We start from the raw sequence: 26193 nt of genomic DNA, 5'->3' as shown, positions 1-26193 counted from the left end.
TGACCGGGAGGGCGCACCGGCTCGTGGCTCCTTGCCCGGTCCCCTGCCACAACATCTTCACGACGCCCTGCCGTGTCGTGCCGGCGCCGGCGGCGCCAACCGCACGGGGCACCGTGCGCATCCGGGCGAACCCGCCCCCGGTCACGGCGTCAGGCCGCCGCCGCGGTGCGCCTGCGGGTGCCGGCGGCCGGCGCCGGGCGTCCCGCGGCCGGCACCGCCCTGCGCTTCCCGCCGCCCGGCGCGGCGTCGCCCGCGGCGATCCCCGTCGTCCGGTAGCCCCGGACATCGCTGCCGGCCGGGCCGCGCCCGGCCCACTCCGGACGGACCCACAGCAGCGCCTCGTGCCGCCGCTCCCAGCGGCCGAGCCACACGGCCTTGGCCCACAGCCCGGCACCGGCCCCGGCGAGCAGCATCCCGCCGGCCGCCGGCGCCACGAAGGAGGAGCCGAGCGCCGCGGCCGCGGCCGCCCACAGCCACCAGCGGTGCCCGCGCCGCCAGATCCGGGCGGTGACCGCGCGGTCCTGCAGGAAGTCACGCCGCCCGGCGCGCGCCGCGCCCTCCGCCAGCTCCCGGTAGCGTCCGCGCCGCGCGGCGAACGCGGCCACCGCGGCGAGCAGCAGCAGCGCGGTTCCCGCGAGCAGCCCGGTCCGCCGCCCCAGCAGGCTCACCGGGACGGCGGCGCCCAGCGCCGCGGTCACCAGCCCGGTCCACCCCGTCCACACCGCGGGCACACGCACCATGACCGCCACACGTGCCAGTGTCGTCGCCGCCTCGCGCCCCACTGCCGGCCTCCTCGTCGCTCGATGTCACCTCGAATGTGGTTTCGGTAGGGGCGAATTGTAGTGAGGGGGCATGAAAAACGGATAAGGAAACCCACACCGCCCGCCCGGCTCCGGCACCCCGGCCGGGTGCCGGGAGGACCGGCGGCTACTCGGCGAAGAGCCCGCGCGCGGCGGCCCGGGCATCGAACTCCTCCAGCCGGGCCTGTGCGTCGGGGAGCCCGTCGCACATCGCCTCCAGCAGGGCCCGGCCGAGCATCATGGGCGCACAGGCGGTGTCGAACGCCAGCCCGGTGCCGACGGCCGCGGGCAGCAGCAGGTCCGAGTGGCGGGCCACGGGGGCGAAGGCGCTGTCGGCGACCGTCACGACCGTCAGTCCGGCCGAGCGGGCGTGATCGAGCGCCTCGGTGACCTCACGCGGATGGCGCGGGAGCGCGAAGCAGAGCAACGCGCTCGCGCCCGCGCGCCGGGCCGCGTCGATGCGGTCGGTGAGCATCGTGCCGCCCTCGTCGAGCAGCCGGACGTCGGAGTGCACCTTGGCGGCGAAATACGCGAAACCGCGCGCCTGCGCGGAGGCAGCCCGCAGCCCGAGCACCGGAAGCGGGCACGACGCGGCCAGCAGCCGTCCCGCGTGCTCCACCGGCTCCGGGTCGGCGAGCAGCGACGCCAGCTGGCGCAGGTTCTCCATCTCCGCGTACACGGCCTGCTGGTAGGCGTTGTACGCGCCGGTCGCGGGGGCGTGCTCGGCGGCGGGTACGTCCCGCAGGTGCCGGCGCAGCGCCGGATAGCCGTCGAAGCCCAGGGCGACCGCGAAGCGGGTGACGGAGGGCTGGCTGACCCCGGCGAGTTCGGCCAGCTCCACGCTGGACAGGAACGGCGCGTCGGCCGCCCGCCGCACCATGCAGTGCGCGATCCGGCGCTGGGTGGGGGTCAGCCGATGCCCCTCGAACAGCTTCTGCAGCCGGGCGGCGGCGCCGGCCGCGGTCCCCCCGCCGTCCACCCTCCCGGTGCCGGTTCCGGACATCGGGCCTCCCGCCGTCGGGCCCGCGCCCTCGGCGTGAGCCATTCACGAACCATGATTCTGTATGAGTCTATGCAGAGGCCCGGCCGTCCGGCCCCGGCCGCCCCTCCGCCCCCGCCTCACAGAGGCGGAAGCAGTCTCTTCTGCGGCTTCCCCATGGCGTTGCGCGGCAGCGCGTCCAGGAAGCGGACCGCCCGCGGCCGCTTGTGGACGGAGAGGTGACCCGCCACGAAGTCGGCCAGTTCCCGCTCGGTGACCGGGCCGTCGGCCACGACGTACGCCACGACCTGCTGGCCGAGGTCCGGGTGCGGTGCCCCGACCACGGCCGCCTCCCGCACCGCCGGGTGGTCCAGCAGGGCGCTCTCCACCTCCCCGGCACCGATCCGGTAACCGCCGGACTTGATCAGGTCGGTGGAGGCCCGGCCGACGATGCGATGGTGGCCGTCCTCGCCGATGGCGGCGATGTCACCGGTGCGGAACCAGCCGTCGGCGGTGCAGGAGGCGGCCGTCGCCTCCGGGCGGTTCAGATAGCCGGAGAAGAGCGTCGGCCCGGTCAGCTCCAGTTCGCCGATCTCCGCCCCGGGCTCCGCGGCCAGCCGGGTGCGCACGCCCGGCAGCGGCAGGCCGACCGAGCCGGGGCGGCGCTCGCCGTCGGCGCGGGTGGACAGGGTGATCAGCGTCTCCGTCATTCCGTAGCGCTCCACCGGCCGCTGCCCGGTGAGCTGTTCGAGGTCCCGGAAGACCGGGGTGGGCAGCGGAGCGCTGCCCGACACCAGCAGCCGGGCGCCGCTCAGCGCGCGGGCGGCGTCCCGGTCGGCCGCGATCCGGGACCAGACCGTCGGCACGCCGAAGTACAGGCTGCCGCCGGCCGCCGCGTACGCCGCCGGGAGCGGCCGGCCCGTGTGTACGAGACGGCAGCCCGTGCGGAGCGCGCCCAGCACGCCGAGGACCAGGCCGTGCACATGGAACAGCGGCAGCCCGTGCACCAGGGTGTCGTCCGCCGTCCACTGCCAGGCGCCGGCGAGCCCGTCCAGACCGGCCGCGACGGCGCGGCGCGGGATGAGCGCGCCCTTGGGGGCGCCGGTGGTGCCGGAGGTGTAGAGGATCAGTCCGGTGACGTCCGCGCCGGGCTCCGGCGCGTTCCAGTCCGAGCGCTCGGCGAGATCCACGGGGAGGAACGGCACGGACGGCACGGACGGCAGGTCTCCCGCGGCCGGCCCGGTGCCCGCCCCGGCACCCCGTTCCGCGCCGCCCGGCGCGCCACCGGCCGCCGCGCCCGCGGCCTCTTCCGTCCCCGTCCGCCCGAGCATCAGTTCGGCACCGGAGTCGCGCAGGATGTGCCCGCGTTCGGCGGGGCCGGCGTCCGGCGGCACCGGGACCACGGGCACACCCGCCAGCAGCCCGCCGACCACCGCGGCGACCGTCTCCAGCGACGTGTCCGCGTGCACGGCGACGGCGCGGGCCCCGGCGATCCGCGAGGCCACCGCACCCGCGGCGGCCAGCAGCCGCTCCCGGGAACAGGGCCGTCCGTCGACCGTCAGCGCGTCGGGGCGGTCCCCGCCGGACGGGCCTCCTGAGGGCGCCAGGGCGGACAGCAGCGGCGCGGCGGCGCGGTCGGCGCCGTCCCGCGGTCCGCTCGGTGGAGGCGGCGCGGGACGGTCGGCGCGGGGTTCGGTCACGAGGAGGGTTCCTTTCCGGAGGACGGAAGCGGCGCCGTGTCGCGGCAGCACCGGTCGGGTGCGTGCCGGGCCGGCGACGGCCTGGCCGCCGGCCACGACGCCGTGGACGAAGCGGCGGCACGGAGGCAGGGACCGGCCACGACGGTGACGGTGACGGTGACGGTGACGGCACCAGCATGGTGCCCGGTGCCCGCACCGCCCCGGATCGGGGGGTTATCCCCACTGTGCCGGGCGTCCGTCTTCTCTAGCGTGGTCCGTATGGAAGCCCGTGACCCGGAGCTCAAGAAGGAGCTCGACGCCACCCTGCACGCGCGCAGGGAACTGGGGCCGGAGTACGAGTCGGAACTCGTCGACTCGTTTCTGGAGAAGCTGGACGGCGCGGTGGACCGCCGGGTGCGGCGGCAGCTCGCCGAGAGCCAGATGGTGGTCGCCCGCGGTTCCCGCCCGCCGGGAGCCCGCGGCAGGGGCGGTGAGAGCTTCGGCGACCGCTACGGCTTCGGCATCATCTCGCTGGTCCTGGCCGTACCGCTGTCGGGCATCGGCGCCGGGGTGGCGGGGCTGCCCGGTCTGGTCGTCGCCTGGCTCGGCGTCATCGGCGTGAACGCCGCCGTCCACGGCGGCGGCCGGGCGCCCTGGTTCCGGGACCGGCGCGGCGAGAAGTCCCCGCAGACCTCCGACTGGGAGTGACGGACACCGGGCCACCGCCGGGCCACGGGCCGGGCGGTGGCAGGACGGCCACCGCTCCGGGACCGGGCTGACGACCGCTCCGCGACCGGACCGCCGCCCGGGCGACCGGACCGCTGCCGGCCGGGCCACCCGCCCCCGGGCCCGCCGTCCGCCCGCGCCACCGGCCCGGCGCGCCTCCGGCCCGGCCCCGGCCCCGCCCCGCGGGCAGCCCCGGCGCGCCCCGCCCCGTGGGGAATGAGGAGCGGGGCGCGGGCCGCGAGCGCGGAAGGCGGTCGCGGTGTCCGGCTGCCGCCGAGCCGCCCGGTACCGCGGTGGTGCGCGGCACACCTGCGCACAGCGCGGCAGGAAGCGTTGGGCGGGGACCGCCGCACCCCGGCGCGAGCGCCAGGGGCGGGACGACGGCGGTCCCCGCGGGGACGCGGCCGAAGCCTGACCGGGCGGCCGCGTCCGGGCGACCATGGAGGTCCGGGAGCCGCTCCGGATGTCCTGGCGCCGTTGGGGTGCCGGCTGGTTCACCTGCGCGGTGTTCCGGCCGACACCCACCACTGTGGCCCGCGCCTGTTAAGGGCGTGATGCGGGCACGTGTCCGCCGCGTACCTTTGCCGGAACGGCCGAATTCCCCTGCGGGAAGGGCCACTTGGCGTCCTACTTGGCGGTCTTGGCCAGATACGCCAGCAGGTCCTGGCGGCTGACGACACCGGTCGGCCTGCCGTCCACGAGCACCACCGCCGCGTCGGCGCTCTCCAGTACCGTCATCAGATCGGCCACCGGCTCGCCGGAGCCGACCTGCGGCAGCGGCGCGCTCATGTGCTTCTCCAGCGGGTCCTTCAGATCGGCGCTCCGGGTGAACAGCGCGTCGAGCAGATCCCGTTCGACGACGGAGCCGATGACCTCGGCCGCCATCACGTCCGGGTGACCGGCGCCCGGCTTCACGATCGGCATCTGCGAGACGCCGTACTCGCGCAGCACCTCGATGGCCTCGCCGACCGTCTCCTCCGGGTGCATGTGCACCAGTGAGGGCAGCCCGCCGTCCTTGTCGCGCAGGACGTCGCCGACGCGCGCGGCGCCGCCGCTCTCCTCCAGGAAGCCGTAGTCGGCCATCCACTCGTCGTTGAAGATCTTGCTGAGGTAGCCGCGGCCGCTGTCCGGCAGCAGGACGACCACCACGTCGTCCGGCCCCAGCCGCTTGGCCACCTCCAGCGCGCCGACGACGGCCATCCCGCAGGAACCGCCGACCAGCAGGCCCTCCTCGCGGGCGAGCCGCCGGGTCATCCGGAAGGAGTCCTTGTCCGAGACGGCGACGATCTCGTCGGCCACGCCGCGGTCGTAGGCGTCCGGCCAGAAGTCCTCGCCGACGCCCTCGACGAGATACGGCCGGCCGGAACCGCCGGAGTAGACCGAGCCCTCGGGGTCCGCGCCGACGACCTTGACCTTCCCGCCGGAGACCTCCTTCAGGTAGCGGCCGGTGCCGCTGATGGTGCCGCCGGTGCCGACGCCCGCGACGAAGTGGGTGATCTTCCCCTCCGTCTGCTCCCAGAGCTCGGGGCCGGTCGAGTGGTAGTGCGAGAGCGGGTTGTGGGGGTTGCTGTACTGGTCGGGCTTCCACGCGCCCGGGATCTCGCGGACGAGCCGGTCGGAGACGTTGTAGTACGAGTCCGGGTGGCCGGGATCCACGGCGGTGGGGCAGACCACGACCTCGGCGCCATAGGCCCGCAGCACGTTGATCTTGTCCGTGGAGACCTTGTCCGGGCAGACGAAGACGCACTTGTAGCCCTTCTGCTGGGCCACGATGGCCAGCCCCACCCCGGTGTTGCCGGAGGTCGGCTCGACGATCGTCCCGCCGGGGCGGAGCTCGCCGGACTCCTCGGCCGCCTCGATCATCCGCAGGGCGATCCGGTCCTTCACGGACCCCCCGGGATTGAAGTACTCGACCTTGGCCAGGACCGTCGCCGACAGCCCTTCCGTCACATGGTTGAGCTTCACCAGCGGGGTGTTGCCGACAAGCTCGATCATCGAATCGTGATATTGCACGACGTCTCCAGGTTCGGCGGGGTCTCCGCAATCGGGGGCGGTCGCTGTTCGGGTGCCCGTCCCCCCAGCCTATGGCGCGCTCCGGGTGGCGCGCCCGCCCTGCGCGGGCGTTGCGGAGGGGGCGCGGCGGGGCATGGAACCGGTAGGCGTGCCGGCGGCCGGCCGCCGGGAAGCGGGGCGGAGATGTCGGTGTCCAGGGCGAGGGTGGCGCGGCGGATCGCTGCCGCGGCGGCTTACGGGGGCGGTGGCGCGGGTCTCCTGGGCGGCGCCGCCGTGGGGCTGCTGCTGGCGGAGATGCGCTGGGCGCGGCGCCTGGTGGGCGTCCCGGACGGTGAACCGCCGCGGGCGGACGGCTGTTACGGAGCCACGTTCGCGCTGCTGTCCGACCTGGAGCCGCTGCGACTCGGCTTCCTCGGCGACTCCACGGCGGCCGGGCAGGGCGTGCACCGGGTTCGCGAGACCCCGGGAGCGCTGCTCGCCTCGGGTCTCGCGGCGGTGGCCGAGCGGCCGGTGCGGCTGCGCAACGTGGCGCTGTCGGGGGCGATGTCCGGGGATCTGGACCGGCAGGTGTCGCTGCTGCTGGCGGACCCGGCGGACGTCCCGCACATCTGCGTGATCATGATCGGCGCGAACGACGTCACCCACCGCGTGCCGGCCGCCCGGTCCGTGCGGCTTCTCTCGGAGGCCGTGCGGCGGCTGCGGGAGGCCGGGGCCCAGGTGGTGGTGGGCACCTGTCCCGACCTGGGCACGATCGAACCCGTGTACCAGCCGCTGCGCTGGGTGGCGCGCCGGCTCAGCCGGCAGCTGGCGGCGGCGCAGACGATCGGCGTGGTCGAACAGGGCGGCCGTACGGTCTCCCTGGGCTCCCTGCTGGGCCCGGAGTTCGAGGCCAATCCGCGCGAGCTGTTCGGACCGGACAGCTACCACCCCTCGGCGGAGGGGTACGCCACGGCGGCGATGGCCGTGCTGCCGACCCTGTGCGCGGCGCTGGGGCTGTGGCCGGAGGAGCGGCTGGACGTCGCGCGGGCCGAGGGCATCCTGCCGGTCGCCGAGGCGGCGGCGCAGGCGGCGTCCGAGGGCGGTACGGAGGTGGCCTCGGCCGGGGGCCGCACGGCGGGCGCGGGGGTGGCGCGCGGTCCGTGGGCGCTGCTCAAGCACCGGAGGCGGCGGCAGCTTCCGAAGGACGGCAGCCCGGCGGCGGAGCGGGGGCGGCGGCCCGGCCCGGAGCCGGAGCGCGAGGGGGAGGAGGGCGCACGGCGGGAGCCGCGTCCCCAGCCGGACCGGACGGCCGGGCGGGTGGCCGGCTGACCGCCGCCCGGCGGCCGCCGGGTCGCTCGTACGAGCGATCCCGGGAGCGGCGCCGGACCGGCCGCAGGAGCGGGCGAGTGCCGTGCGGGCACCGTGCGAGGAGCGTTTCCGACGGCGTCACGGCAGGCCCCGGAGGGGGTGCGGCCGCCCGGGCGGGCGCCCGCACCACGCCTGCTGTGCGCCCATACCAAGGGCCGGGGGGCGGAACGGGGCAGCCGCACACGTGCCGGTCCGGGCCCTTCCGCGAGAGCTGAGCAAGCGCTTAGAAAAGAGGCCGGTGTCACACACCCCAGACCGTGACCCGGGCTGTACGTGGAGGTAACTTCCCACTCAGTCCTGCCTTCTCGCCCCCTCTTGGAGCCGTGATGCCCGAAGCCGTGATCGTCTCTGCCGCCCGCTCCCCGATCGGCCGGGCCTTCAAGGGCTCGCTCAAGGACGTCCGCCCGGACGACCTGACCGCCACGATCATCCAGGCCGCGCTCGCCAAGGTCCCGGAGCTCGACCCGCACGACATCGACGACCTGATGCTCGGCTGCGGCCTCCCCGGCGGCGAGCAGGGCCACAATCTGGGCCGGATCGTCGCCGTGCAGATGGGCATGGACCACCTGCCGGGCTGCACCGTCACCCGCTACTGCTCCTCCTCCCTCCAGACCTCCCGGATGGCCCTGCACGCCATCAAGGCCGGTGAGGGCGACGTCTTCATCTCGGCGGGTGTCGAGACGGTCTCGCGCCAGGTCAACGGCACCTCGGACGGGATGCCCGGCACCCAGAACCCCCTGTTCGACGAGGCGCAGGCCCGGACCGCCGCGCGCGCCGAGCAGGAGGGCACCGACTGGCACGACCCGCGCGAGGACGGCCTGCTCCCCGACGCGTACATCGCGATGGGCCAGACCGCCGAGAACCTGGCGCGCCTCAAGGGCGTGACCCGCCGGGAGATGGACGAGTTCGGCGTGCGCTCGCAGAACCTCGCCGAGGAAGCCATCAAGAACGGCTTCTGGGAGCGGGAGATCACCCCGGTCACCACCCCGGACGGCACCGTCGTGTCCAAGGACGACGGCCCCCGCGCCGGCGTGACCCTGGAGGGCGTCTCCGGCCTCAAGCCGGTCTTCCGCCCCGACGGACTGGTGACGGCCGGCAACTGCTGCCCGCTGAACGACGGCGCCGCCGCCCTGGTGATCATGTCCGACACCAAGGCCCGCGAGCTGGGCCTGACGCCGCTGGCGCGGATCGTCTCCACCGGCGTCTCCGGCCTCTCCCCGGAGATCATGGGCTACGGACCGGTGGAGGCCAGCAAGCAGGCGCTGCAGCGGGCCGGGATGTCCATCGGCGACATCGACCTGGTGGAGATCAACGAGGCGTTCGCCGCGCAGGTCATCCCCTCCTACCAGGACCTGGGCATCGACCTGGACCGGCTCAACGTCAACGGCGGCGCCATCGCCGTCGGCCACCCGTTCGGCATGACGGGCGCCCGGATCACCGGCACGCTCATCAACTCCCTGCAGTGGCACGACAAGCAGTTCGGCCTGGAGACGATGTGCGTCGGCGGCGGCCAGGGCATGGCGATGATCATTGAGCGCCTGAGCTGACCCGTCCGGCCCTCCGGGCCGGCCGACCACGAGCCGGCCCGGAGGCGCTGCCCGGCCGGGGCGGAAGCGAACCGGAGCAGCAGAACCGGGAAGAACACCCGGAAACGGGAAGAACACCCGGAAACGGGAGCCCCGGAACGGGAGCCCGCACAGAGGCCCGGAACCGGAGGCCCGGGAATGGCGCCCCCGGACAGGGGCCCGGGAACGGGCAGCCCGTGAACAGGGCTCAAACGGGGCCCGGGAACGGAAACCGGGCACGGGAACCGGGGAGCGAGGCCCGGGGTAACAGCCGCACGACCGGCCCCGCCGCGCGCGTCGCGACGACCGCCGCACCGCCGCGGCGGAACGCGGTCACGGACGGTGCGGTCGCGGCCACCCGGCTGTCCCCGTCGTGACCTAATCTCCCCCAGGATGTGATCTGCCGTCGGTGAGAGACCGTTAGCGCAGCTCAGGCCGTTGAAGCAGAAACGTATCGGCACTCCGGGCGGTCCGTTTGGTGAGGTTCCGCACTGACGTCCGGGCAGGACCCCCACCAAGCTGAGGTAGGAATTCTTGGGGAGCCGTCGATTCCGGGAGAACGTCAGTGAGCGCCATGTCCATCGCCCTGCTGCTCGCCGCGTCCGCCGCCACGGCCGCGGGGGCCGCGGCCCTGCACGCCGCTCACGGTGTGCGCCGGCAGATCGCCGCCCTGCGGACCGAACTGGCCGCCGCCGGCCGCACCGCTCAGTTGCCCGCCCCCCGCTCCACCCCCGCCGAGGAGATACGCGCGGCCGTCGCCCAGGCCCTCGCCGAGGAGCGGGAACGGGAACTGGCCGAGGCCCGCGCCTTCTGGGCCGCCCAGGAGACGCGTGACGCCGCCGACGCCACCCTGCTCAGCGGGCTCACCGGATACGGCGAGGACGGCCCGGGCCTCCTCCCCCGCCAGCCCGACCCCGCCGGCCTGGAGTCCTTCCTCGCCGCGGACGCCCTGAGCGCCCTCGACTCCGGCGAGGAGGAGGACGCGGAGGCGGAGATCGAGGAACCGGCCGAGTCCGCCGAGCTGGCCGCCGCCCGCCGCCGCCACCCCTCCCACCCCGACTTCACCCCGCACACCTCGGCCACCGCCCACCACGAACGCACCATCGCGCTCCTCGCCGAACTGGCCGAGGACGGCATCCCCCTGGTGGACGTCCGCCCCGGCCCGCTCGGCACGCTCGATGTCTACGTCTTCGCGGACGGCACCACGGTCTGCATGACCCCGGGGCACCGCGAGACCGCCGAGCACCTGGTGGACGCCCTGCAGCGGGGCACCGTCCCCTTCCTGCTCGGTGGCTCGGGCGTCTCCGGCGCCTACGCCCTGACCTTCGCCTGCGGCCAGGAGAGCATCTACGTCCTCGCGGACCGGGTCATCGCCTCCCTCTGACGGCACCGGGCCCGGGCAGGAAGCCCGGCACGCGCCGACGCCGACCGGGGACCCGCGCGGCTCAGCAGCCGCAGCGCTCCGCCGCCGTCCGGACAAGCGCCACTGCCCCGGCCAGCCCGGCCGCGCCCGTCCCGCCCTCGCCGGCCGTGCCGCCGGCGCCCGTACCGGCCTCGCCGCGGCCGCCGTCCGCGCCGCGCAGGGCCGCCGCCAGGTCGTGTCCCGCGACGGCGACCTGGTCGGCCACCGTGAACAGCCCCGCCTCCGGCATCACCAGCGGCTCCCGCTCCGGGAACTCGATCCGCTGGGCGCGCACCGCCAACTCGCGGGCCAGTTCCAGGCCCTGCGCCGCCGCACCGCGGCGCAGCCTGCTCTGCGGGGCGGCGCGCAGGCGGTCGGCGAGCCGGTCGACGGCGGTCTCCAGAGGGGTGGTGTCCAGCACGTGGTGAGCCTATGGGGCCTTCCGGACCATTGCCAAGGAGCGAACGCTCAGGCACGGTGACGTGAAGGACCAGCATTGGAACCGCCCGGAGGCGCCGATGTCCCAAGTCTTCTCGGAAGAGACCCACCGGAACCTGCTTTCCCGCATCCCTCATTGCACCGGCCGCGAGATCTCCGACTGGCTGCGCACCGTCGACGAAGGCCCGGCTCTCTTCCGCTTCGAGGAGAAGGTCAGCTGGCTGCGAGGCGAACACGATCTCGCCTACGGCCACGCCAAAGCGATCATTCACGAACACGATCTGAGGCGCGCCGCGCGCAAGCTTCTCTGAGGGAGGTCTGTCTCCGTCCGCCGCGACGGGAGGCGTGCGATGCGCCGCCGACGCGACGACGCGAAAGGGGTCCGGAGGCTCTCGCCTCCGGACCCCTCGTCGAGTCACGCGGATCACCGAAGGGACGGTTCGCACCGCCCGCCGCGGGGACGTCAGTCTCCGCGCAGGATCGCGATCAGTCGCAGCATCTCCAGGTAGATCCACACCAGGGTCACCGTGAGGCCGAACGCGGCCAGCCAGGACTCCTCGCGCGGAGCGCCGTACGCCAGGCCGTCCTCGACCTGCTTGAAGTCCAGGGCGAGGAAGGCGGCACCGAGAACGATGCCGACGATGCCGAAGACGATGCCCAGGCCGCCGCTGCGGAAGCCGAGGCCGTCACCGCCGCCGAAGGCCATGAACAGCAGGTTGACGGCGGTCAGCAGCACGAAGCCGATCGCGGCCGCCATCACGAAGCGGTAGAACCGCTGCGTCACCCGGATGATCCGGGTCTTGTAGGCGATGAGCACACCGGCGAAGACCGCCATCGTGCCGAGCACGGCCTGCATGGGAGCGCCGTCGAACCGCTGGTTGATGTAGCCGCTGAGCGCTCCGAGGAAGAGTCCCTCGAAGGCCGCGTACGCCAGGATCAGCGGCGGGGACGGCTTGCGCTTGAACGCCTGGATCAGCCCGAAGACCATCGCGATCAGCGCGGCGCCGAGGGCGAGGCCGAGCGGCATCTCCATGAGCCAGGCGACGGCCGCACCGACGACGACGGTGCCGAGCGTCATGCCGGTCCGCATGACGACGTCGTCCATCGTCATCCGGTCGGCCTGCGGCGGCGCGCCGTACGTCTGCTGCGGCTGGGCCTGCTGTGCGTAGGGGTTGGTGCCCGCGTACGGGTTGCCGGTCTGGACAGCGGCGGGGCCCCCGGCCTGCGGTGCCGCGTTGAAGCCCGCGTAACCGTTGTCGCGGCTGAATCCCCGTCGCGAGAAGACCGGGTTGCTGCTCCTCATCTCACTCCTCCGTGGCCGCCCTGCGCGACCTTGCCTCAAGAGTAATGGGTTAGCAAAAAAATCACCCTAGTGCTCAGGGAGGATCTTTGCAGGCGACACCGTCAACGGCATCGCCCGGTTACACATTCCCGCGACGGCGCCCGGCGGCACCAGGACAGCGCCGGGATTTTCCGCCGGGACCCGCTCCCGCACCCCCGCCGGAAGCGGCCGGCCGACACGGTCCGCGCTTCCCGGGCCCTTCCGCCCCGCCGGTTCTCCGCCGGGCAGGCCCCGTCACCGCCTCGGCCGCCGGAAGAGGAAGCGGAGGAGGAGCGGAAGAGCAGCGGTGAGGGGCGGGAGGCCGGAGGCGGCCGTGCGCGGTGGCGTCCGGAAGCCCGTCCGGCGAGGGCGCTCGGTCCGGCTTCCCGCGCGGGGTCTACTCAGCGACGGACGGTGCGCTGCCCCTGCCGCCTCGGACCGGGGGCCAGGGGGTGCCCGGAGCCGGACTTGAACCGGCACGGCCTTCTAGGCCAGTGAGGTTTAAGCTCACCGTGTCTGCATTCCACCATCCGGGCGGGATCCCCCATGACGATGCCGATGGGGCTGGTCAGGCTTGCGGGACCGCTCCCAGCGGCTCGCGGTCCCCCCATGGCGCCCTCCGAGCCTATCCGGGTGCGCGATGCCGAACAGCCCGTTCCCGAAGGGTGGTTGTCTGATTTTATGGGCAGCTGAAGGTCCATCAGAACCAGGATGGCGAGAACGTGCTGCTGGTCCCCGCGGGGCCCCGCGTACGGCCGCGTCCGCGGTGCCCGGAATTGACGCGATCTCGACTGCCCCCGAGGCCCCCTCCGGGCTCCCGTCATCCCCAGGTATGACATGAGCCCCTCGCGGTACCTCCCGGGGCGGCCACGGAAACGGGCGCGCGGGCTGACTCCCCCGGGTGTTCCGGCCACCAGGATGGTGGTGTCCCCGGGCATCCCCGCCGATGGCCCGCCAGCGTGCAGACAGGAGCAGTTCCCCGTGACCACCAGCATCACAGGTGCCCGGACCGCCACCCGCCCCACCGCGATCGCCGCCCGCGCCACGGACCTCACCAAGGTCTACGGCCAGGGAGAGACGCGGGTCGTCGCACTGGACGGGGTCTCCGCCGACTTCCGCCGGGGCGAGTTCACCGCGATCATGGGCCCCTCCGGCTCCGGCAAGTCGACGCTGATGCACTGCGTGGCCGGGCTGGACTCGATATCCGCCGGCTCCGCCCGCATCGGCGACACCGAACTGGCGTCCCTCAAGGACAAGCAGCTCACGCAGCTGCGCCGGGACAAGATCGGCTTCATCTTCCAGGCGTTCAACCTGCTGCCCACGCTCAACGCCCTGGAGAACATCACCCTCCCCATGGACATCGCGGGCCGCAAACCCGAACCGGAGTGGCTGGACCGGGTCGTGAAGACCGTCGGCCTGGAGGGGCGGCTCAAGCACCGGCCGACCGAGCTCTCCGGCGGGCAGCAGCAGCGCGTGGCCGTCGCCCGCGCGCTCGCGGGGCGGCCCGAGATCATCTTCGCGGACGAGCCGACCGGCAACCTCGACTCCCGTTCCGGCGCCGAGGTGCTGGGCTTCCTCCGCAACTCCGTGCGCGAACTGGGCCAGACGATCGTGATGGTCACCCACGACCCGGTCGCCGCCGCCTACGCCGACCGCGTCGTCTTCCTCGCCGACGGCCGCGTCGTCGACGAGCTGGAGAACCCGACGGCCGAGGCCGTCCTCGACCGGATGCGCACCCTGCCCACCGGGGCGGCCGGAGCCGGCGCCGGCGCCTGAACCGCGCCCGCGCGCGGCCCGCCGCGTGCGACGGCGTCCGCACCACCCCGCGCACGGCGCGCGAACCCTTCCCCGGTGCCGGTACGGCCCGAACGCCGGTGCGGCGAGAGTGGATCACCGCCCGTCCCGTGCCCCGCACCGCGCGCCCCGGGGCGCACCACGCCACCCCGGCCCCGCGCCACCCCGACCCCCGCGCCGGACCGTCCCGTACGCGCCCGCCGGCCCGGCCTCCCGGCCGTCCCGCCCACCCCTCACCAGGATTGACAGGACCATGCTCCGTACCGCCCTGCGCAATGTGCTCGCGCACAAGGCCAGGCTGCTGATGACCGTGCTCGCCGTCCTCCTCGGCGTCGCCTTCGTCTCCGGCACCCTGGCCTTCACCGACACCATCGGTGAAGCCTTCAAGAAGAGCTCCGCCAAGAGCTTCGACCATGTCTCCGTCGCCATCCGGTGGGGCAGCGTCCCGAAGGGTGAGGAAGGGCCCAAGCTCGACGACGCCCTGCTGAAGAAGGCCGCGGAACTGCCCGGCGCCGAGTCGGCCACGGGCGCCGTCTCCGACTTCGCCGCACTCGCCGACAAGGACGGCAAACTCGTCGGCCAGGGCTGGTCCACCCAGGGCGGCAACCACCAGCCCGGCCCGGACGGCAAGGACCCCCGCTACACCTTCACCGACGGCCGCGCCCCCGAGACGGCCGGCGAGGTCGCCCTCGACCGCCGCACCGCCGAGCGCACCGGCTACCGCACCGGCGACACCGTACGGCTCTCCGTCAATGGCCCGGTCCGGACGCCGCGGGTCAGCGGAGTCTTCGACACCTCGGACGGCAACGTCGCCGCCGGCGGCACCCTGGTGCTGTTCGACAACACCACGGCCCTCGAACTCTTCGGTGGCTCCGACGGGTACGACGAGATCACCGTCCAGGCCGCGGCCGGCACCTCCCAGACCGAACTCAAGGCGGCCGTCGAGAAGATCCTGCCGCGGGGCACCGAGGCCGTCACCGGCAAGGTCCTCTCCGACGAACAGGCGGAGCAGATCACCGCGGAGACCAAGGAGATGGGCGACGTCCTGCTCTACTTCGCGGCCATCGCGCTCTTCGTCGGCGTGTTCATCATCGCCAACACCTTCACCATGCTGGTCGCCCAGCGGACCCGGGAAGTGGCACTGCTGCGCGCCATCGGCGCCTCCCGCCGGCAGGTGACCCGCTCGGTGCTCGTCGAGGCGTTCCTCGTCGGACTGGTGGCCGCCGTCCTCGGCTTCGGCGCCGGTATCGGCATCGCAGTCGGCATGCGTGCCGGCATCAGCGCGGCGGGGGCGACCATCCCGGACGGCCCGCTCGTCATCGCCCCGCAGACCCCGCTGACCGCTCTGGTGATCGGTGTCGTGGTGACCATGCTGGCGGCGTGGCTGCCCGGCCGGCGGGCCGCGAAGGTGCCGCCGGTCGCCGCGATGAACAGCGTGCACGCCACTCCGACGACGCGCGGCCTGGTGGTCCGCAACAGCATCGGCGCCGCCATCGCCGCCCTCGGCGGGGCGTTGCTCTTCCTCGGCGTCACCCAGGAGAAGAACCAGCTGCTCGCCGCGGGGGCCGGGGCGATGATGGTCGGGGTCATCGTGCTGACGCCGCTGCTGTCCCGTCCGGTCATCACCGCGGCCGCGCCCCTGCTGGACCGTTTCGGCACGGCCGGCAAGCTGGCCCGCCTCAACTCGCTGCGCAATCCGCGCCGTACCGCCTCCACCGCCGCCGCGCTGATGATCGGGCTCACCCTGGTCACCGGTCTGACGGTGGTCGCCACCTCCGTGCAGAGCGCCGTCGACAAGATGGCCGTGGGCCTGATGAGGGCGGACTACGCGGTGAGCATGGCGAGCTACACCGGCCTCTCCCCCGACGTCCGGAAGAAGCTGGACGCCCTGCCGGAGGTCGAGGCCACCAGCCCGATGCGCGCCGCGTACGGCGCGGTGGGCGGCGAGTGGACGGGGGTGACCGGCGTGGACCCCGTGGCCGTCGGCCAGGTGCTCTCCCTGGACTTCACCAGCGGCTCACTGGACCGCCTCGGCGGCCACGGCGCCGTCGTCGACGACGAGACGGCCGACGCGGCCGGGCTCCGTACCGGTGACACCTTCACCTTCGAGTTCGACGACGGCAAGAAGGAGAAACTGGAGGTCGCCGGTGTCTACACCGGCAACGAGATGATCGACGGCATCTTCGTCCCGACGGACGTGGTCGATCCCCATCTGGCGGAGATCACGGACTTCCAGGTGATGGTGAAGATGAAGGACGGCCCCTCGGAACAGGCCGAGCAGACCCTCACCGAGGCCCTCGGGAAGAACCCCGCGATCAAGATCCAGGACAAGCGGGCCATCAGCGACGAGATCAGCGGGATGATCAGCCTGCTGCTGAACATGCTCTACGGGCTGCTGGCGATGGCCGTGATCATCGCGGTGCTCGGCGTGATCAACACCCTGGCGATGTCGGTCTTCGAACGGAAGCACGAGATCGGGATGTTGCGGGCGATCGGCATGGACCGCTCGCGGGTCAAGCGGATGATCCGGCTGGAGTCGGTCGTGATCTCGCTCTTCGGCGCGGTGCTCGGCATCGGGCTCGGGGTCTTCCTCGCCTGGGCCGCCGGAACGGCCATCGCCAACTCGATGGCGACGTACACCATGACCGTCCCGTGGGAGCGGATCGGGGCCTTCCTGGCCCTGGCCGGACTGGTCGGCGTCCTGGCCGCGCTCTGGCCGGCGCGGCGGGCGGCCAGGCTCAACGCGCTGGAGGCGATCAAGGCGGAGTAGGCCGGGACGGGCCGGCTCCTCCCGGACGGGAAGCCGGGGCGGGCCGGCTCCCCGGCGGGTGGCCGGAACGAACGCCGGGCCCCGGTCCGCGACCGATGCGTCGCGGACCGGGGCTCGGTGTGCGCGCGCCCGGACCCGCCGACGCCGGTCAGCTCTCCGTCCACGCCCGGGGGCGCGGCGGGAGGCCGGAAGCACCGTCCTCCGGGGTGCGGACGGCGAGGATCTGGTTGACGCCGATCCGGTTCCGTTCGAAGGAGAGCGCGGACGCGGCCATGTACAGCCGCCAGACGCGGGCTCGGCCGGGCGAGACCAGGCGCACGGCACGCGGCCACTCCCGTTCCAGGTTCGCCACCCACTGACGGAGCGTCAGCGCGTAGTGCTCGCGGAGCGCCTCCACGTCCCGCACCTCGAAGCCGGCCTCCTCCAGGCGGGAGACGGTGGAGCCGACGGGGGCCAGCTCGCCGTCCGGGAAGACATAGGCGTCGATGAACGCGTCGATGCGGTACGCCTCCTCCCGCGGCTCCGGGCGGCGGGCTATCTGGTGGTTGAGCAGCCGGCCGCCGGGACGCAGCAGGCCGTGGAGCACCTCGGCGTACGCGCGGTAGCGCGCCGAGCCGACGTGCTCGGCCATGCCGATCGAGGCGATGGCGTCATACGGGCCGTCGGAGACCTCGCGGTAGTCCCGCACCCGGATCTCCACCCGGTCCGCCAGCCCCTCCTCGGCGATCCACTTGCGGGCGTGGGCGGCCTGCTCGGCGGAGAGGGTGATCCCGACGGCGTGCACCCCGTACTCGCGCGCCGCGTGCCGCACCAGCGCGCCCCAGCCACAGCCGACGTCCAGCAGCCGCGCCCCGGGCCGCAGGGCCAGCTTGCGGCAGACGAGGTCGAGCTTGTCGCGCTGGGCGGCCTCCAGATCGCCGCCCTCCGCCCAGTAGGCGCAGGAGTAGACCATGGAGGGGCCCAGGACGAGGGCGTAGAAGTCGTTGCCGACGTCGTAGTGGTGGCTCACCGCCCGGCGGTCGCGGCGCGGGCTGTGCAGCGGTCCGCCGCGTACGCGGCGCGCCTCCTCGCGGGGCGGCGGCGGGGGCAGCCCGGGACCGGCCAGCCTGGTCAACTCGCGGACGGCGGCGCGCTTGCGGGGCTCGCGCAAGGCCGCGACCGCGGCCGGGACGCCGCCGGCACCGCCGCTCCCCGGGCCCGCCCCGCGCTCCCAGAACAGCCCGGACAGCCGGTCCAGCCCTTCGTAGAGATCACCGAGGATGTCCAGCTCACCGGCCACCCAGGCGCGGGCCAGGCCGAGTTCGCCCGGCCGCCAGAGGAACCGGCGCAGCGCCCGCCGGTGGCGCACGAAGAGGACGGGCGCGCCGGGCGGGCCGTCCTCGCTGCCGTCCCAGGCCCGGATCCGCAGGGGGAACGGGGTGCCCAGCAGTTCCTCGGCGAGTGCGGTGAGCCGTCTCGCGGCGTCAGCCATCTCGTACACCTCCGTGGGCGGGAAGCGGTGAACGCGTACGCCTCCACGGAAGCACCGGTCCCGCCCGAAACCCAGACCCCTGCGGGACACGGGAGGGGCAGCGCCGCCGGGACGGAGGTCCCGTACACCCGGGCCGGGTGATCACGGGCCGGGTGATCACGGGCCGGGTGATCACGGGCCGGGTGATCACGGGGCGGTTGGTCACGGGGCGGTTGGTCACGGGGCGGTGATCGGGTGCCGGGCGATCAGCGCCCGATGCGCCGGCGGTCCGGGCCGGTCGCCGGCCGCACGAACACCCGCGGGCCGGGCACCCGCGGGCCGGGCACCGGCCGCTGGGCCCCGGGGCGCATGCCGGGTACGCCGAAGGGGCGCCCGCCCCACGGATTCGGCGGACGCCCCTTCGGGCTGCTGTGCGCGGGGCCGGGCCCCGCACGGTCAGGAGGCCTTGGCCTTCTCCGACCGCTCGGCCGTCACGGGCCGGGCGTCGGCCGGAGCCGGCACCGGGCGGGCGGCCTCGTAGAACTCCTCGCGGGGGTTCTCCATCGCACCGAGGGACACGACCTCGCGCTTGAGGAACATCTGCAGGGTCCAGTCGGCGAACACCCGGATCTTGCGGTTCCAGGTCGGCACGGCCATGCCGTGGTACGTGCGGTGGAAGTACCAGGCGGGACGGCCCTTGACCTTGATCTTCACGCGCTTGCCCAGCCGGATCACCGCGACGCCCTTCTGCAGGCCGAGCCCGGCGACCGCACCCTTGTTGGCGTGCTTGTACTCCTTCTGCGGGAAGCCCCGCAGCGCGGAGATGACGTTGTCGCCGAGGACCCGGGCCTGGCGCAGCGCGTGCTGCGCGGACGGCGGGCACCAGGCGTTCTCGACACCCGCCTCACGGGCGGCGAGGTCCGGCACCTGGGCGTTGTCGCCCGCGGCCCAGATGTAGTCGGTGCCCTTGACCTGGAGCGTGGGCTCCGCGTCGACGTGGCCGCGCGGGCCGAGCGGCAGGCCGTAGCGGGCCAGCGCCGGGTTGGGCTTGACGCCCGCGGTCCAGACGAGGGTGCCGGAGTCGACCTCCAGGCCGTTCTTGAGCACGACGTGGCCGTCGACGCAGGACTCCAGGGAGGTCTGGAGGTAGACCTCGACACCGCGCTTCTGCAGGTGCTCCAGGCCCCACTTGCCGAGCTCGGGACCGACCTCCGGGAGGATCTTGTCGGCGGCGTCGACGAGCACGAACCGCATGTCCTCGCGGGAGACGTTGGGGTAGTACTTCGCCGCGTCGCGGGCCATGTCCTCGACCTCGCCGACCGTCTCCGCGCCGGCGAACCCGCCGCCGACGAACACGAAGGTCAGCGCCTTGCGGCGGACGGCTTCATCGTTCGTGGAGTCGGCCTTGTCGAGCTGCTCCAGGACGTGGTTGCGCAGGCCGATGGCCTCCTCCACGCCCTTCATGCCGATGCCCTGCTCGGCCAGCCCGGGAATCGGGAAGGTACGGGAGACGGCGCCGAGCGCCACGACCAGGTAGTCGAAGGGCAGCTCGTAGGCCTCGCCGACGAGCGGCGTGACCGTGGCGGTCTTGCGGTCCTGGTCGATGGACGAGACGCGGCCCGTCAGGACCTCCGCCTTGGGCAGCACACGCCGCAGCGGGACCACGACGTGGCGCGGGGAGATGCTGCCGGCTGCGGCTTCGGGGAGGAAGGGCTGGTACGTCATGTACGAGCGCGGGTCGACGACCGTGACTGTCGCCTCGCCGTACCGCATCTTCTTGAGAATGCGGCGCGCCGCGTACAGGCCGACGTAACCGCCGCCTACTACGAGGATCCGTGGACGCTCCGTGGTGCTCATGATTCGAGTATCCAGCACTCCGGAGGGGGGTGCTCGTGAGGCCCTTCACAAGGACTCCTCAGTGCTGTGTTACACTCCGCGCCCCACCGCAGGAGTCCCGACATTCCGGGCGGGCCGCCCCACCGCCCGGCCGCGGCGAAACCCCTGGTGAGCTGCGGTTGTACGCTCGGAGGCGAGCGAACCGCCGGGGACCGGCCGGCGCCGGCGTCCCGCTTTCACGGCCTCGCCCGCCTTCGTCTCGGAGGCTTCGCGGGCCCTTATCCGGCGTTTATCAGCCCTCCGGGCGCATCCACCGCCACTTTTTCATGTGAAGAGTTTCACGAACTCTTTTTCGCCAGGTCGCGCTCGGCCCCCGCAAGGCCCCGCCGGCCCCGCTCACCCGATGACCGCCCTGCTCAGGAGTGCCGCGGACCCCCTCCCGAACCGGCCGCCGCCCCGCCCCGGGGAGCGCTCGCCGGGGCCCGCCGAGAGCCGTGGCGGGAGCCGGCGGACGGGAGGCCCCCGGAGAGACCGGGCCGTACTACGAGACACCCCCAAGCCACACTCCAGCCTCCCCTTGTGTACACAAAGATGCGTACACTGAGGCCATGACGGAGAACACCGTGACCGTACGGGAAGCCCGCGCGCATCTTGCGGATCACATCAACCGGGCCGAGCAGGGCACCCCGACGGTGATCACTCGCAACGGTGCTCCGGTGGCAGCCGTGGTGCCGATCGCAGACTTCGAAGCCCTGGAGGATGCGGCCGACGTCATGCTGGCCCGGGAGGCCGAGGCCGTCCTGGCCGAGGGCGGTCCGACCGTGACGATGGCCGAACTGCTGGCGGATCTGTTCACCGAGCACGGTGAAGGCGCGGCGTGAAGTACGCGTTCCGGTTCACCTCGGCGGCACAGCGGCAACTCCGGTCCCTCAGCCGACCCGACGCCATGCGCATCCTGACCGCGCTGACCGCGCTCGGTGACGACCCGTACCGCGAGGGCGCCGACGTCAAGAAGCTCACCGGCCCGTCGGGCCTCTACCGGCTCCATGTCGGCAACTACCGGGTCGCCTACCAGGTGAACGACGGGGAACTTCTCATCCTCGTCGTCAAGGTGGGCGACCGACGGGACGTCTACCGCAACCTCTGAACGGCTTCGAGATCAGCGCGGAGACTCGGCCCCGGAGATGCCGAAGCCTGTGCAGCCCGGGGCTGGTCGAAGTCTCCATCAGCCCCGGAGTGGTTCATCGCCGGGGTGGAAACAGCCGCAGTCAGCTTGTGCGGACGATTTTCAGCGTCGGAGGCAACTGTTCCACTCCGACGACCCTCGCTGCTGCGGGCAGCCGAAGCGTGCGGAGGGAGAGCACACGCCGAAGTGAACTCACATCGACCTCGGGGGACGGGGCCTCCAGGGTTAGCTCGGTGAGACGGGAAAACCAGGCAAGCCACTCCCAGGAGCAACGCAGATCTGCCGCGATGCACAGTCCCGTGAGGCGGTCCTGCACGCAGAAGCGCTGGATCTCCTCCGGGCTGAGAGGGGATGTGATCCTCAGGAAAGACCTGCCACCGAAACGGTGCAGAGTACAGAGTTCTCGACTGCTCGAAATGACGAAATAGAGGTCTTGCTCGTCCAAATACGCGATGACCTCCTCGCCGTAGCGGTCGGTGTCGAACCGGCTCCAGGCCAGAGCCAGCTCTGTGCGCACCCGAAGATCGTTCACGGTCCGGAATCGAGTGAGCACTGGGATTGCGGCATCGGTTCCGACCCGGACAGCGGTGAGGACCGTGAAGTATGCCTCATCGGGAGTGAGGTTCTCCGGACCTTGCAGCAGCTCCAGTACCACGGGGCCGACGTCTGCCAGGGCACGGGCTTGGGCTACCGAGCGGGGCGGAATGAGCTTCTCGGCACGATGCTGGACTTCGGTTCGCACGGCGGGATCGAGCTCGGTTGCGTCATCCAAGCAGGCTGCAGCCAGCAGATGGAGGCGGTGACGGGCGTCTTTCGAAGCGTCGCCGTGTGTGATCAGTCCGGTGAGCAGCCGTGTCCGTTCCGCAGGGCGGGCATGGGCCACGGCCATCCGGATAACGTCCTCCCACTGGTCAAGGTGAGCGTTCCCGCCGAGGAAGTCGAAATCGAGACTCTCCACGGCAGCCCTGGCTCCGAGGTAGTCCTGAAAGGTCCGGTGAATGAACTGCATGGTGCCTTCAACAGGCTCGAGGAGCAGTCCACTGCGGACCAGGAGATACCGGTAGATCTGCTCCACCGTGCCTTGTTCGACAACGCGTGGCATGGCCGTCAGCGCTCGGGACAGCAGGTCCAGGACATCCGTCGCATCCATCTCCGAACGGCCATTGCGGATCAGCCAGTACGCAAGTTTCTGGATCAGCTGCACCTGGTGCGTTTCGCCGATACGCATGTCACCCGTCCGGTAAATGCCACGCTCCCGGTCTCTCCGGGACAGGAGCATGGACAGGGCGGCGTCGTACAGCTCTTTGCGTCCGTCGGGAAGGTAGCCCCTCCGGTCGCGATGCAGCGCACAAATCAATGCGCACATGAGCGGATTGGTGGCAAGTCGGGCGAGTTCCTGCTTGGCCCGTACGGCATAGAGCAGTTCCTTGCCGTACACGTCTGCGCTGCCAGCCGCGTGATGCCAGCGTTTGATGAACGCAGCAACGTCGTCACGGCTCATGGGAGCCAGGTCCAGTTCCGAGAATTCCTCGCACGCCAGCCAGTGTTCCCGCACGGCCGAGGGCCGTGAAGTGACGAGCCAGCGGTTCTTCGGATATGCGTCGATAAGATCCCTCAGCCAACTGCGGGCATCCTCACGCTCCGCCTCGGGCATCTCATCGATCCCGTCGATCAACATCAATCCACGCCCTGCGGTCAGCACCCGGTCGTACCAGCCTGTCGGCTGGGCTTGGGCGATCGGACATCCGACTGCCGCAAGGAATTCGTCCGGGGTGGGCAATCTCGCCCCGGCGCGGGTCAGCGACCGCATGGGGAGCACGAACGGCACCAGACCGTGAAGGTAGAGCAATCTTTCATCGAGACCGTTACGAGCGGCGCTCACGGCCAGCCACTGCACCAGTGTGGTCTTGCCAGAGCCGGCCACGCCTCGTAACAGAACCCGGTCACGCCCGGACAGAACTTGTTCGGCAGGAAGCACCACCGGCATGTCCCCGGCCGTGGTGCTCGTGGCCTCCAGGCTCAGATATGCGGCGTCGAGAGGCCATACCCCCGAGGCTTCGGGCAGATCAAGACCAAAGATGGTCAGCTTGCCGTACTTGCGCGAGATGTAACGCGCATAGCGCTCCTCGAAACCGCCGTCCGCCGGGGAGGGTGTCCGCAGGATCAGCAGGTCGATCTTGGAGGACAGTTCCTCGATCCGGCGACTCTGCTCGACGAGCGTACGGGGCACGAACGTGGATCTCGTGGTGAAGAAATGCAGAATATGCAGGCAGGCCGTGTCCATGACATTCGCATGCAGCAGCACGGCATCGCTCGAAAGCCCCAATGTGGCTGCCTGATTACCCGCCCGAAGGTGTCGAGACAGCCCCAGATAGCCGAGTTGGACGGCTTGGACGTCGTCCATGTCCAGGTGCCCCAGAGAACCCAATGAGTGCGCGACCGCATTCACCACCGCATGTTGCTCGAAACCAGGAAGGCGCTCCGACGTGCCGGTGGACTGCGCCGCGCGTTCCACTAACTCTTCCGCGATCTTGCGGAGTTCCGCATTTCCGAGAGTCCGCTTCTCACCCCGGAACGACACCAGATCCGAAACGCGTACAGGCCTGTCGACCAGACCTGCGCCCGGACCGTCGGTCACAAACAGCTTCTTCACCAGAGGTGCCACGATGCTCGAAGCGAGCCGGGCCCCAATACTCACAGGTTCCATGACAACGTCAGCATAGAACTCCAAAGCCAACTGTGGCCGTTGAATCCACCACTCAGTTCTTCAGCGCCGCCACCTCTCGCGCCCGTCCCGCGAGGTCTCGCGCCGGCCGGGTGCTCGCGTGCCTCCGCAACTGGCTGAGCATCGTCCCGAAATGGTCGTCGCCCCGGGCCGATGAGACGTGCTCGTAGTCGTCGAGGAACCGTCCCCACGACGCACAGGACGCGTCGAGATGCCCGTACTCGTACTGCCGCTGCGCCAGTAGTGCGTACGCGTGCACGCGCCCCTGCCGTTCGACCTCCGGCTGCACCTTGATGGACTGCCGCAGAGCCTTGATGCTGCCGGGGAGATCGCGTTCCTCGTACAGCACATGGGAAACGTGGAACAGCCACGCCGTCCGGTCGTACCCGCCGATCGCGTCGCGCCGACTGTCCGCTCTGGACAGCGCCGCCTCCGCCTCGCGCAGACGGTTGTGCGCCAAGCGCCGGTCACCGACCATGCTCGCCGCGTGCGCCTGCTGTCCCCGGAGAAAGGCGACCAGCCTCGGCCCGGACGCCGGCGCCGCTTCCGCCGCCGAGTCGGCGAGCTCCAATGACTTCCGGCCGTATCGCAGGTTGGACGCCTGGAGACTCATGCCGCGCAGCGTCCGGCAGTAGGTCACGTGGTCCTGCGCCTCGTTCGCCAGCTTCAACGCCTTGACGTAATAGGTCTGGCCGAGACCGTGAGCCTTCTCGTACATGGCCATCCACCCCGTCAGATACGTGAGATCGGATGCGGCGGCCAGCATGTCCAGGCGTACCGCTTCGCTCGCCTGTGCGCGCAGCCAGGGCCCCACGGTGTTGACGAGAAACGCGGCCGCCATGGGACGTGCGTGTCCCGCGCCCAGTTCGTCGAGGATCCCGGCGATCCGGTCGGTCATGGTGCGCACCGCCTGGACCTGCGAGGCTCCGATCCGGATGGTCCTTTTGCCGGGGCTCACCGACCGTTCTCCGGCATGCGCGGGGCCGGAGAATCCGGGAAGGGCGAGCGCTGCCGAGAACACGCCCGCGGCGAGCACGCCGCGCCGTGACGGGTCCATGTCCGCCCTTCCGAGATCCACCAACTCCTCGACAGCGTCGGCCGGATCGGGCCTCAGCACGGACGGGGCAGGGGTGAGTCCGGCTTCCGCGTGTGTCACGGGGCGGCCGAGCCGGTCCGAGAGCACCTCGATGATCAGGGATCTGACCGGCGGTTTCGGACGCGCGCCGGCGATCCAGTGCGAAACGCTGGACTGGCTGTAGTGGAGATCCAGTCCCGCCTGCACCCCGAGCCGGTTCACGCGCTGTGCGAGCTGCGTCCGCGTCAGTCCCGCCTGGTCGAGCAGGTCCGCGAGGGCGGGATTGGGTTTGCGCTTCTTCGTGGTCACGCCTCATCTCCCGACGGCATTCACGGCGTTCACGGTTCCACCGGCTTCCCACGGTACCTGCGGAGGGTGACCCCGCGGTTACCTCTTCAGCGAACCCCGAACGTTCTCAGCCCGAAAGGTGGCCTGGTGGTGGCCATGACCGACCAGCGCGAAATCCGCGGACCCCTGTTCCTGTCAGCCGTCGATGAGCGCCGATGCCACGCCGACGCGCAGCCCGAGGGGACGCGGTGAGCCTCGAACGACGCCCGCGGGCCCTGCCGGCACCGGCGGCGTCGCCATCAGCGTCTCCTCACGTGCTGCTTCTGGCGAGCGAGCCGCAATCCGTCAGAGCTGCACGCCAGTTCGTCCGCGAGCATCTGGAGAAGCACGTCCAAGCCGCGAGCGCCGACCACGTCGACACCTGTCTCCTGGTCACATCCGAACTGGTCACCAACTCGGTCCGCTACCGAACCCGCTGATCTCGTACGCCTCGTACTCGATGCCGACGACGCCCGCACGCGTGTCGAGGTACACGACCCGGTCCGCCGCCGACCGCGCAGACGCCCCGAGTCCGCGCTGCGCGGCCGCGGGCGCGGCTTGCTCATTCTCGACACTCTGTGCGCCGGCCGGTGGGGAGTCAGTGACAGACCCATGGGGAAAGCCGTGTGGGCGGAGTGCGCCATGGAAGCGCCTTGATGTATTCCCGGCTGAGCCGGGAGGAATTCGGAGAATATTCCTGGGCTGAATGACTTACCTGGAGTCGAAAGACAAAGGGGACCGTAGCATGTCAGGAAAGCGG

The 26193-nt window shown here is 72.1% G+C and carries 19 protein-coding genes, 1 tRNA gene and 1 pseudogene; 10 read left to right on the top strand and 11 right to left on the bottom strand.

The genetic code is table 11. The features are described from left to right. Positions 1-149: 149 nt before the first annotated feature. The 3 genes from KBZ10_RS22180 to KBZ10_RS22170 all read right to left on the bottom strand — a co-directional run bounded on the left by KBZ10_RS22180 (position 150) and on the right by KBZ10_RS22170 (position 3386). A complete protein-coding gene (locus KBZ10_RS22180) occupies positions 150-740 on the bottom strand; it encodes a hypothetical protein (protein WP_210989501.1) in 591 nt (196 codons plus the stop codon). A 187-nt stretch (positions 741-927) separates the two neighbouring features. Continuing rightward, positions 928-1803 carry a MurR/RpiR family transcriptional regulator gene (locus tag KBZ10_RS22175; protein ID WP_210989451.1) on the bottom strand — a complete coding sequence of 292 codons (876 nt, stop codon included), beginning with the start codon at positions 1801-1803 and terminating at the stop codon, positions 928-930. A 116-nt stretch (positions 1804-1919) separates the two neighbouring features. After that, entirely contained in the window at positions 1920-3386 is a 1467-nt protein-coding gene (locus tag KBZ10_RS22170) for an acyl-CoA synthetase (RefSeq protein WP_374223400.1), read from the bottom strand. Positions 3387-3737: 351 nt separating this feature from the next. On the opposite strand from KBZ10_RS22170, the gene KBZ10_RS22165 reads away from it, so the two are divergent. Further along, positions 3738-4166, top strand: coding sequence for a hypothetical protein (locus KBZ10_RS22165; protein WP_210989450.1), 429 nt, complete (start codon positions 3738-3740; stop codon positions 4164-4166). A 645-nt stretch (positions 4167-4811) separates the two neighbouring features. Here the strand turns inward: KBZ10_RS22165 and KBZ10_RS22160 are convergent. Next, positions 4812-6197 carry a cystathionine beta-synthase gene (locus KBZ10_RS22160; protein WP_210989449.1) on the bottom strand — a complete coding sequence of 462 codons (1386 nt, stop codon included), beginning with the start codon at positions 6195-6197 and terminating at the stop codon, positions 4812-4814. A 183-nt stretch (positions 6198-6380) separates the two neighbouring features. Between KBZ10_RS22160 and KBZ10_RS22155 the strand changes: the two genes are divergently transcribed. The 3 genes from KBZ10_RS22155 (at position 6381) to KBZ10_RS22145 (ending at position 10493) form a co-directional block, all read left to right on the top strand. Then, complete coding sequence (locus tag KBZ10_RS22155; RefSeq protein WP_210989448.1) at positions 6381-7505, top strand: SGNH/GDSL hydrolase family protein; 1125 nt, start codon at positions 6381-6383, stop codon at positions 7503-7505. 365 nt (positions 7506-7870) lie between these two features. Continuing rightward, positions 7871-9091, top strand: a complete 1221-nt coding sequence (locus KBZ10_RS22150; protein WP_210989447.1) for an acetyl-CoA C-acetyltransferase — start codon at positions 7871-7873, stop codon at positions 9089-9091. Between the two features lie 592 nt (positions 9092-9683). Continuing rightward, on the top strand, positions 9684-10493 hold the full coding sequence (locus KBZ10_RS22145; RefSeq protein WP_210989499.1) for a hypothetical protein: 810 nt from the start codon (positions 9684-9686) through the stop codon (positions 10491-10493). A 61-nt stretch (positions 10494-10554) separates the two neighbouring features. On the opposite strand, the gene KBZ10_RS22140 is transcribed toward KBZ10_RS22145, so the two are convergent. After that, the gene (locus KBZ10_RS22140) at positions 10555-10932 is read right to left on the bottom strand and encodes a hypothetical protein (protein ID WP_210989446.1); all 378 of its coding nucleotides are present in this window, start codon (positions 10930-10932) and stop codon (positions 10555-10557) included. Positions 10933-11029: 97 nt separating this feature from the next. Here KBZ10_RS22140 and KBZ10_RS22135 point away from each other — a divergent pair, with 97 nt between their 5' ends. Then, a complete protein-coding gene (locus tag KBZ10_RS22135) occupies positions 11030-11260 on the top strand; it encodes a DUF4287 domain-containing protein (RefSeq protein WP_098752248.1) in 231 nt (76 codons plus the stop codon). Positions 11261-11412: 152 nt separating this feature from the next. Here KBZ10_RS22135 and KBZ10_RS22130 read toward each other — a convergent pair whose 3' ends face one another. Then, on the bottom strand, positions 11413-12252 hold the full coding sequence (locus tag KBZ10_RS22130) for a Bax inhibitor-1/YccA family protein (RefSeq protein ID WP_210989445.1): 840 nt from the start codon (positions 12250-12252) through the stop codon (positions 11413-11415). A gap of 471 nt (positions 12253-12723) precedes the next feature. Continuing rightward, positions 12724-12806, bottom strand: a tRNA-Leu gene (locus KBZ10_RS22125). Positions 12807-13263: 457 nt separating this feature from the next. Here KBZ10_RS22125 and KBZ10_RS22120 point away from each other — a divergent pair. Together KBZ10_RS22120 and KBZ10_RS22115 are read left to right on the top strand one after the other, a co-directional pair. Further along, positions 13264-14046, top strand: coding sequence for an ABC transporter ATP-binding protein (locus tag KBZ10_RS22120; protein WP_210989498.1), 783 nt, complete (start codon positions 13264-13266; stop codon positions 14044-14046). 271 nt (positions 14047-14317) lie between these two features. Continuing rightward, positions 14318-16834: an ABC transporter permease gene (locus tag KBZ10_RS22115; protein ID WP_210989444.1), complete on the top strand. Its 2517-nt coding sequence runs from the start codon at positions 14318-14320 to the stop codon at positions 16832-16834. A gap of 148 nt (positions 16835-16982) precedes the next feature. On the opposite strand, the gene KBZ10_RS22110 is transcribed toward KBZ10_RS22115, so the two are convergent. After that, positions 16983-18305 carry a class I SAM-dependent methyltransferase gene (locus KBZ10_RS22110; RefSeq protein WP_210989443.1) on the bottom strand — a complete coding sequence of 441 codons (1323 nt, stop codon included), beginning with the start codon at positions 18303-18305 and terminating at the stop codon, positions 16983-16985. 435 nt (positions 18306-18740) lie between these two features. Continuing rightward, complete coding sequence (locus KBZ10_RS22105; protein ID WP_210989442.1) at positions 18741-20141, bottom strand: NAD(P)/FAD-dependent oxidoreductase; 1401 nt, start codon at positions 20139-20141, stop codon at positions 18741-18743. Positions 20142-20728: 587 nt separating this feature from the next. Between KBZ10_RS22105 and KBZ10_RS22100 the strand changes: the two genes are divergently transcribed. Then, entirely contained in the window at positions 20729-21001 is a 273-nt protein-coding gene (locus tag KBZ10_RS22100) for a type II toxin-antitoxin system Phd/YefM family antitoxin (RefSeq protein WP_210989441.1), read from the top strand. Next, complete coding sequence (locus tag KBZ10_RS22095) at positions 20998-21267, top strand: type II toxin-antitoxin system RelE/ParE family toxin (RefSeq protein ID WP_210989440.1); 270 nt, start codon at positions 20998-21000, stop codon at positions 21265-21267. The genes KBZ10_RS22100 and KBZ10_RS22095 overlap by 4 nt, the downstream gene beginning before the upstream one ends. 121 nt (positions 21268-21388) lie before the next feature. On the opposite strand, the gene KBZ10_RS22090 is transcribed toward KBZ10_RS22095, so the two are convergent. Beyond that, complete coding sequence (locus KBZ10_RS22090) at positions 21389-24013, bottom strand: NACHT domain-containing protein (protein ID WP_210989439.1); 2625 nt, start codon at positions 24011-24013, stop codon at positions 21389-21391. A 52-nt stretch (positions 24014-24065) separates the two neighbouring features. Beyond that, on the bottom strand, positions 24066-25415 hold the full coding sequence (locus tag KBZ10_RS22085) for a hypothetical protein (RefSeq protein ID WP_210989438.1): 1350 nt from the start codon (positions 25413-25415) through the stop codon (positions 24066-24068). A gap of 194 nt (positions 25416-25609) precedes the next feature. Here KBZ10_RS22085 and KBZ10_RS22080 point away from each other — a divergent pair. Beyond that, a pseudogene (locus tag KBZ10_RS22080) lies at positions 25610-26090 on the top strand (ATP-binding protein). The last annotated feature ends 103 nt before the right edge of the window (positions 26091-26193 follow it).

The sequence above is a fragment of the Streptomyces sp. F63 genome, assembly GCF_018070345.1.
In the GTDB taxonomy this organism is placed as follows: Bacteria; Actinomycetota; Actinomycetes; order Streptomycetales; family Streptomycetaceae; genus Streptomyces.
The sequence above is the reverse complement of the archived record's forward strand: the minus strand, read 5'-3'. Positions and strand labels throughout refer to the sequence as shown.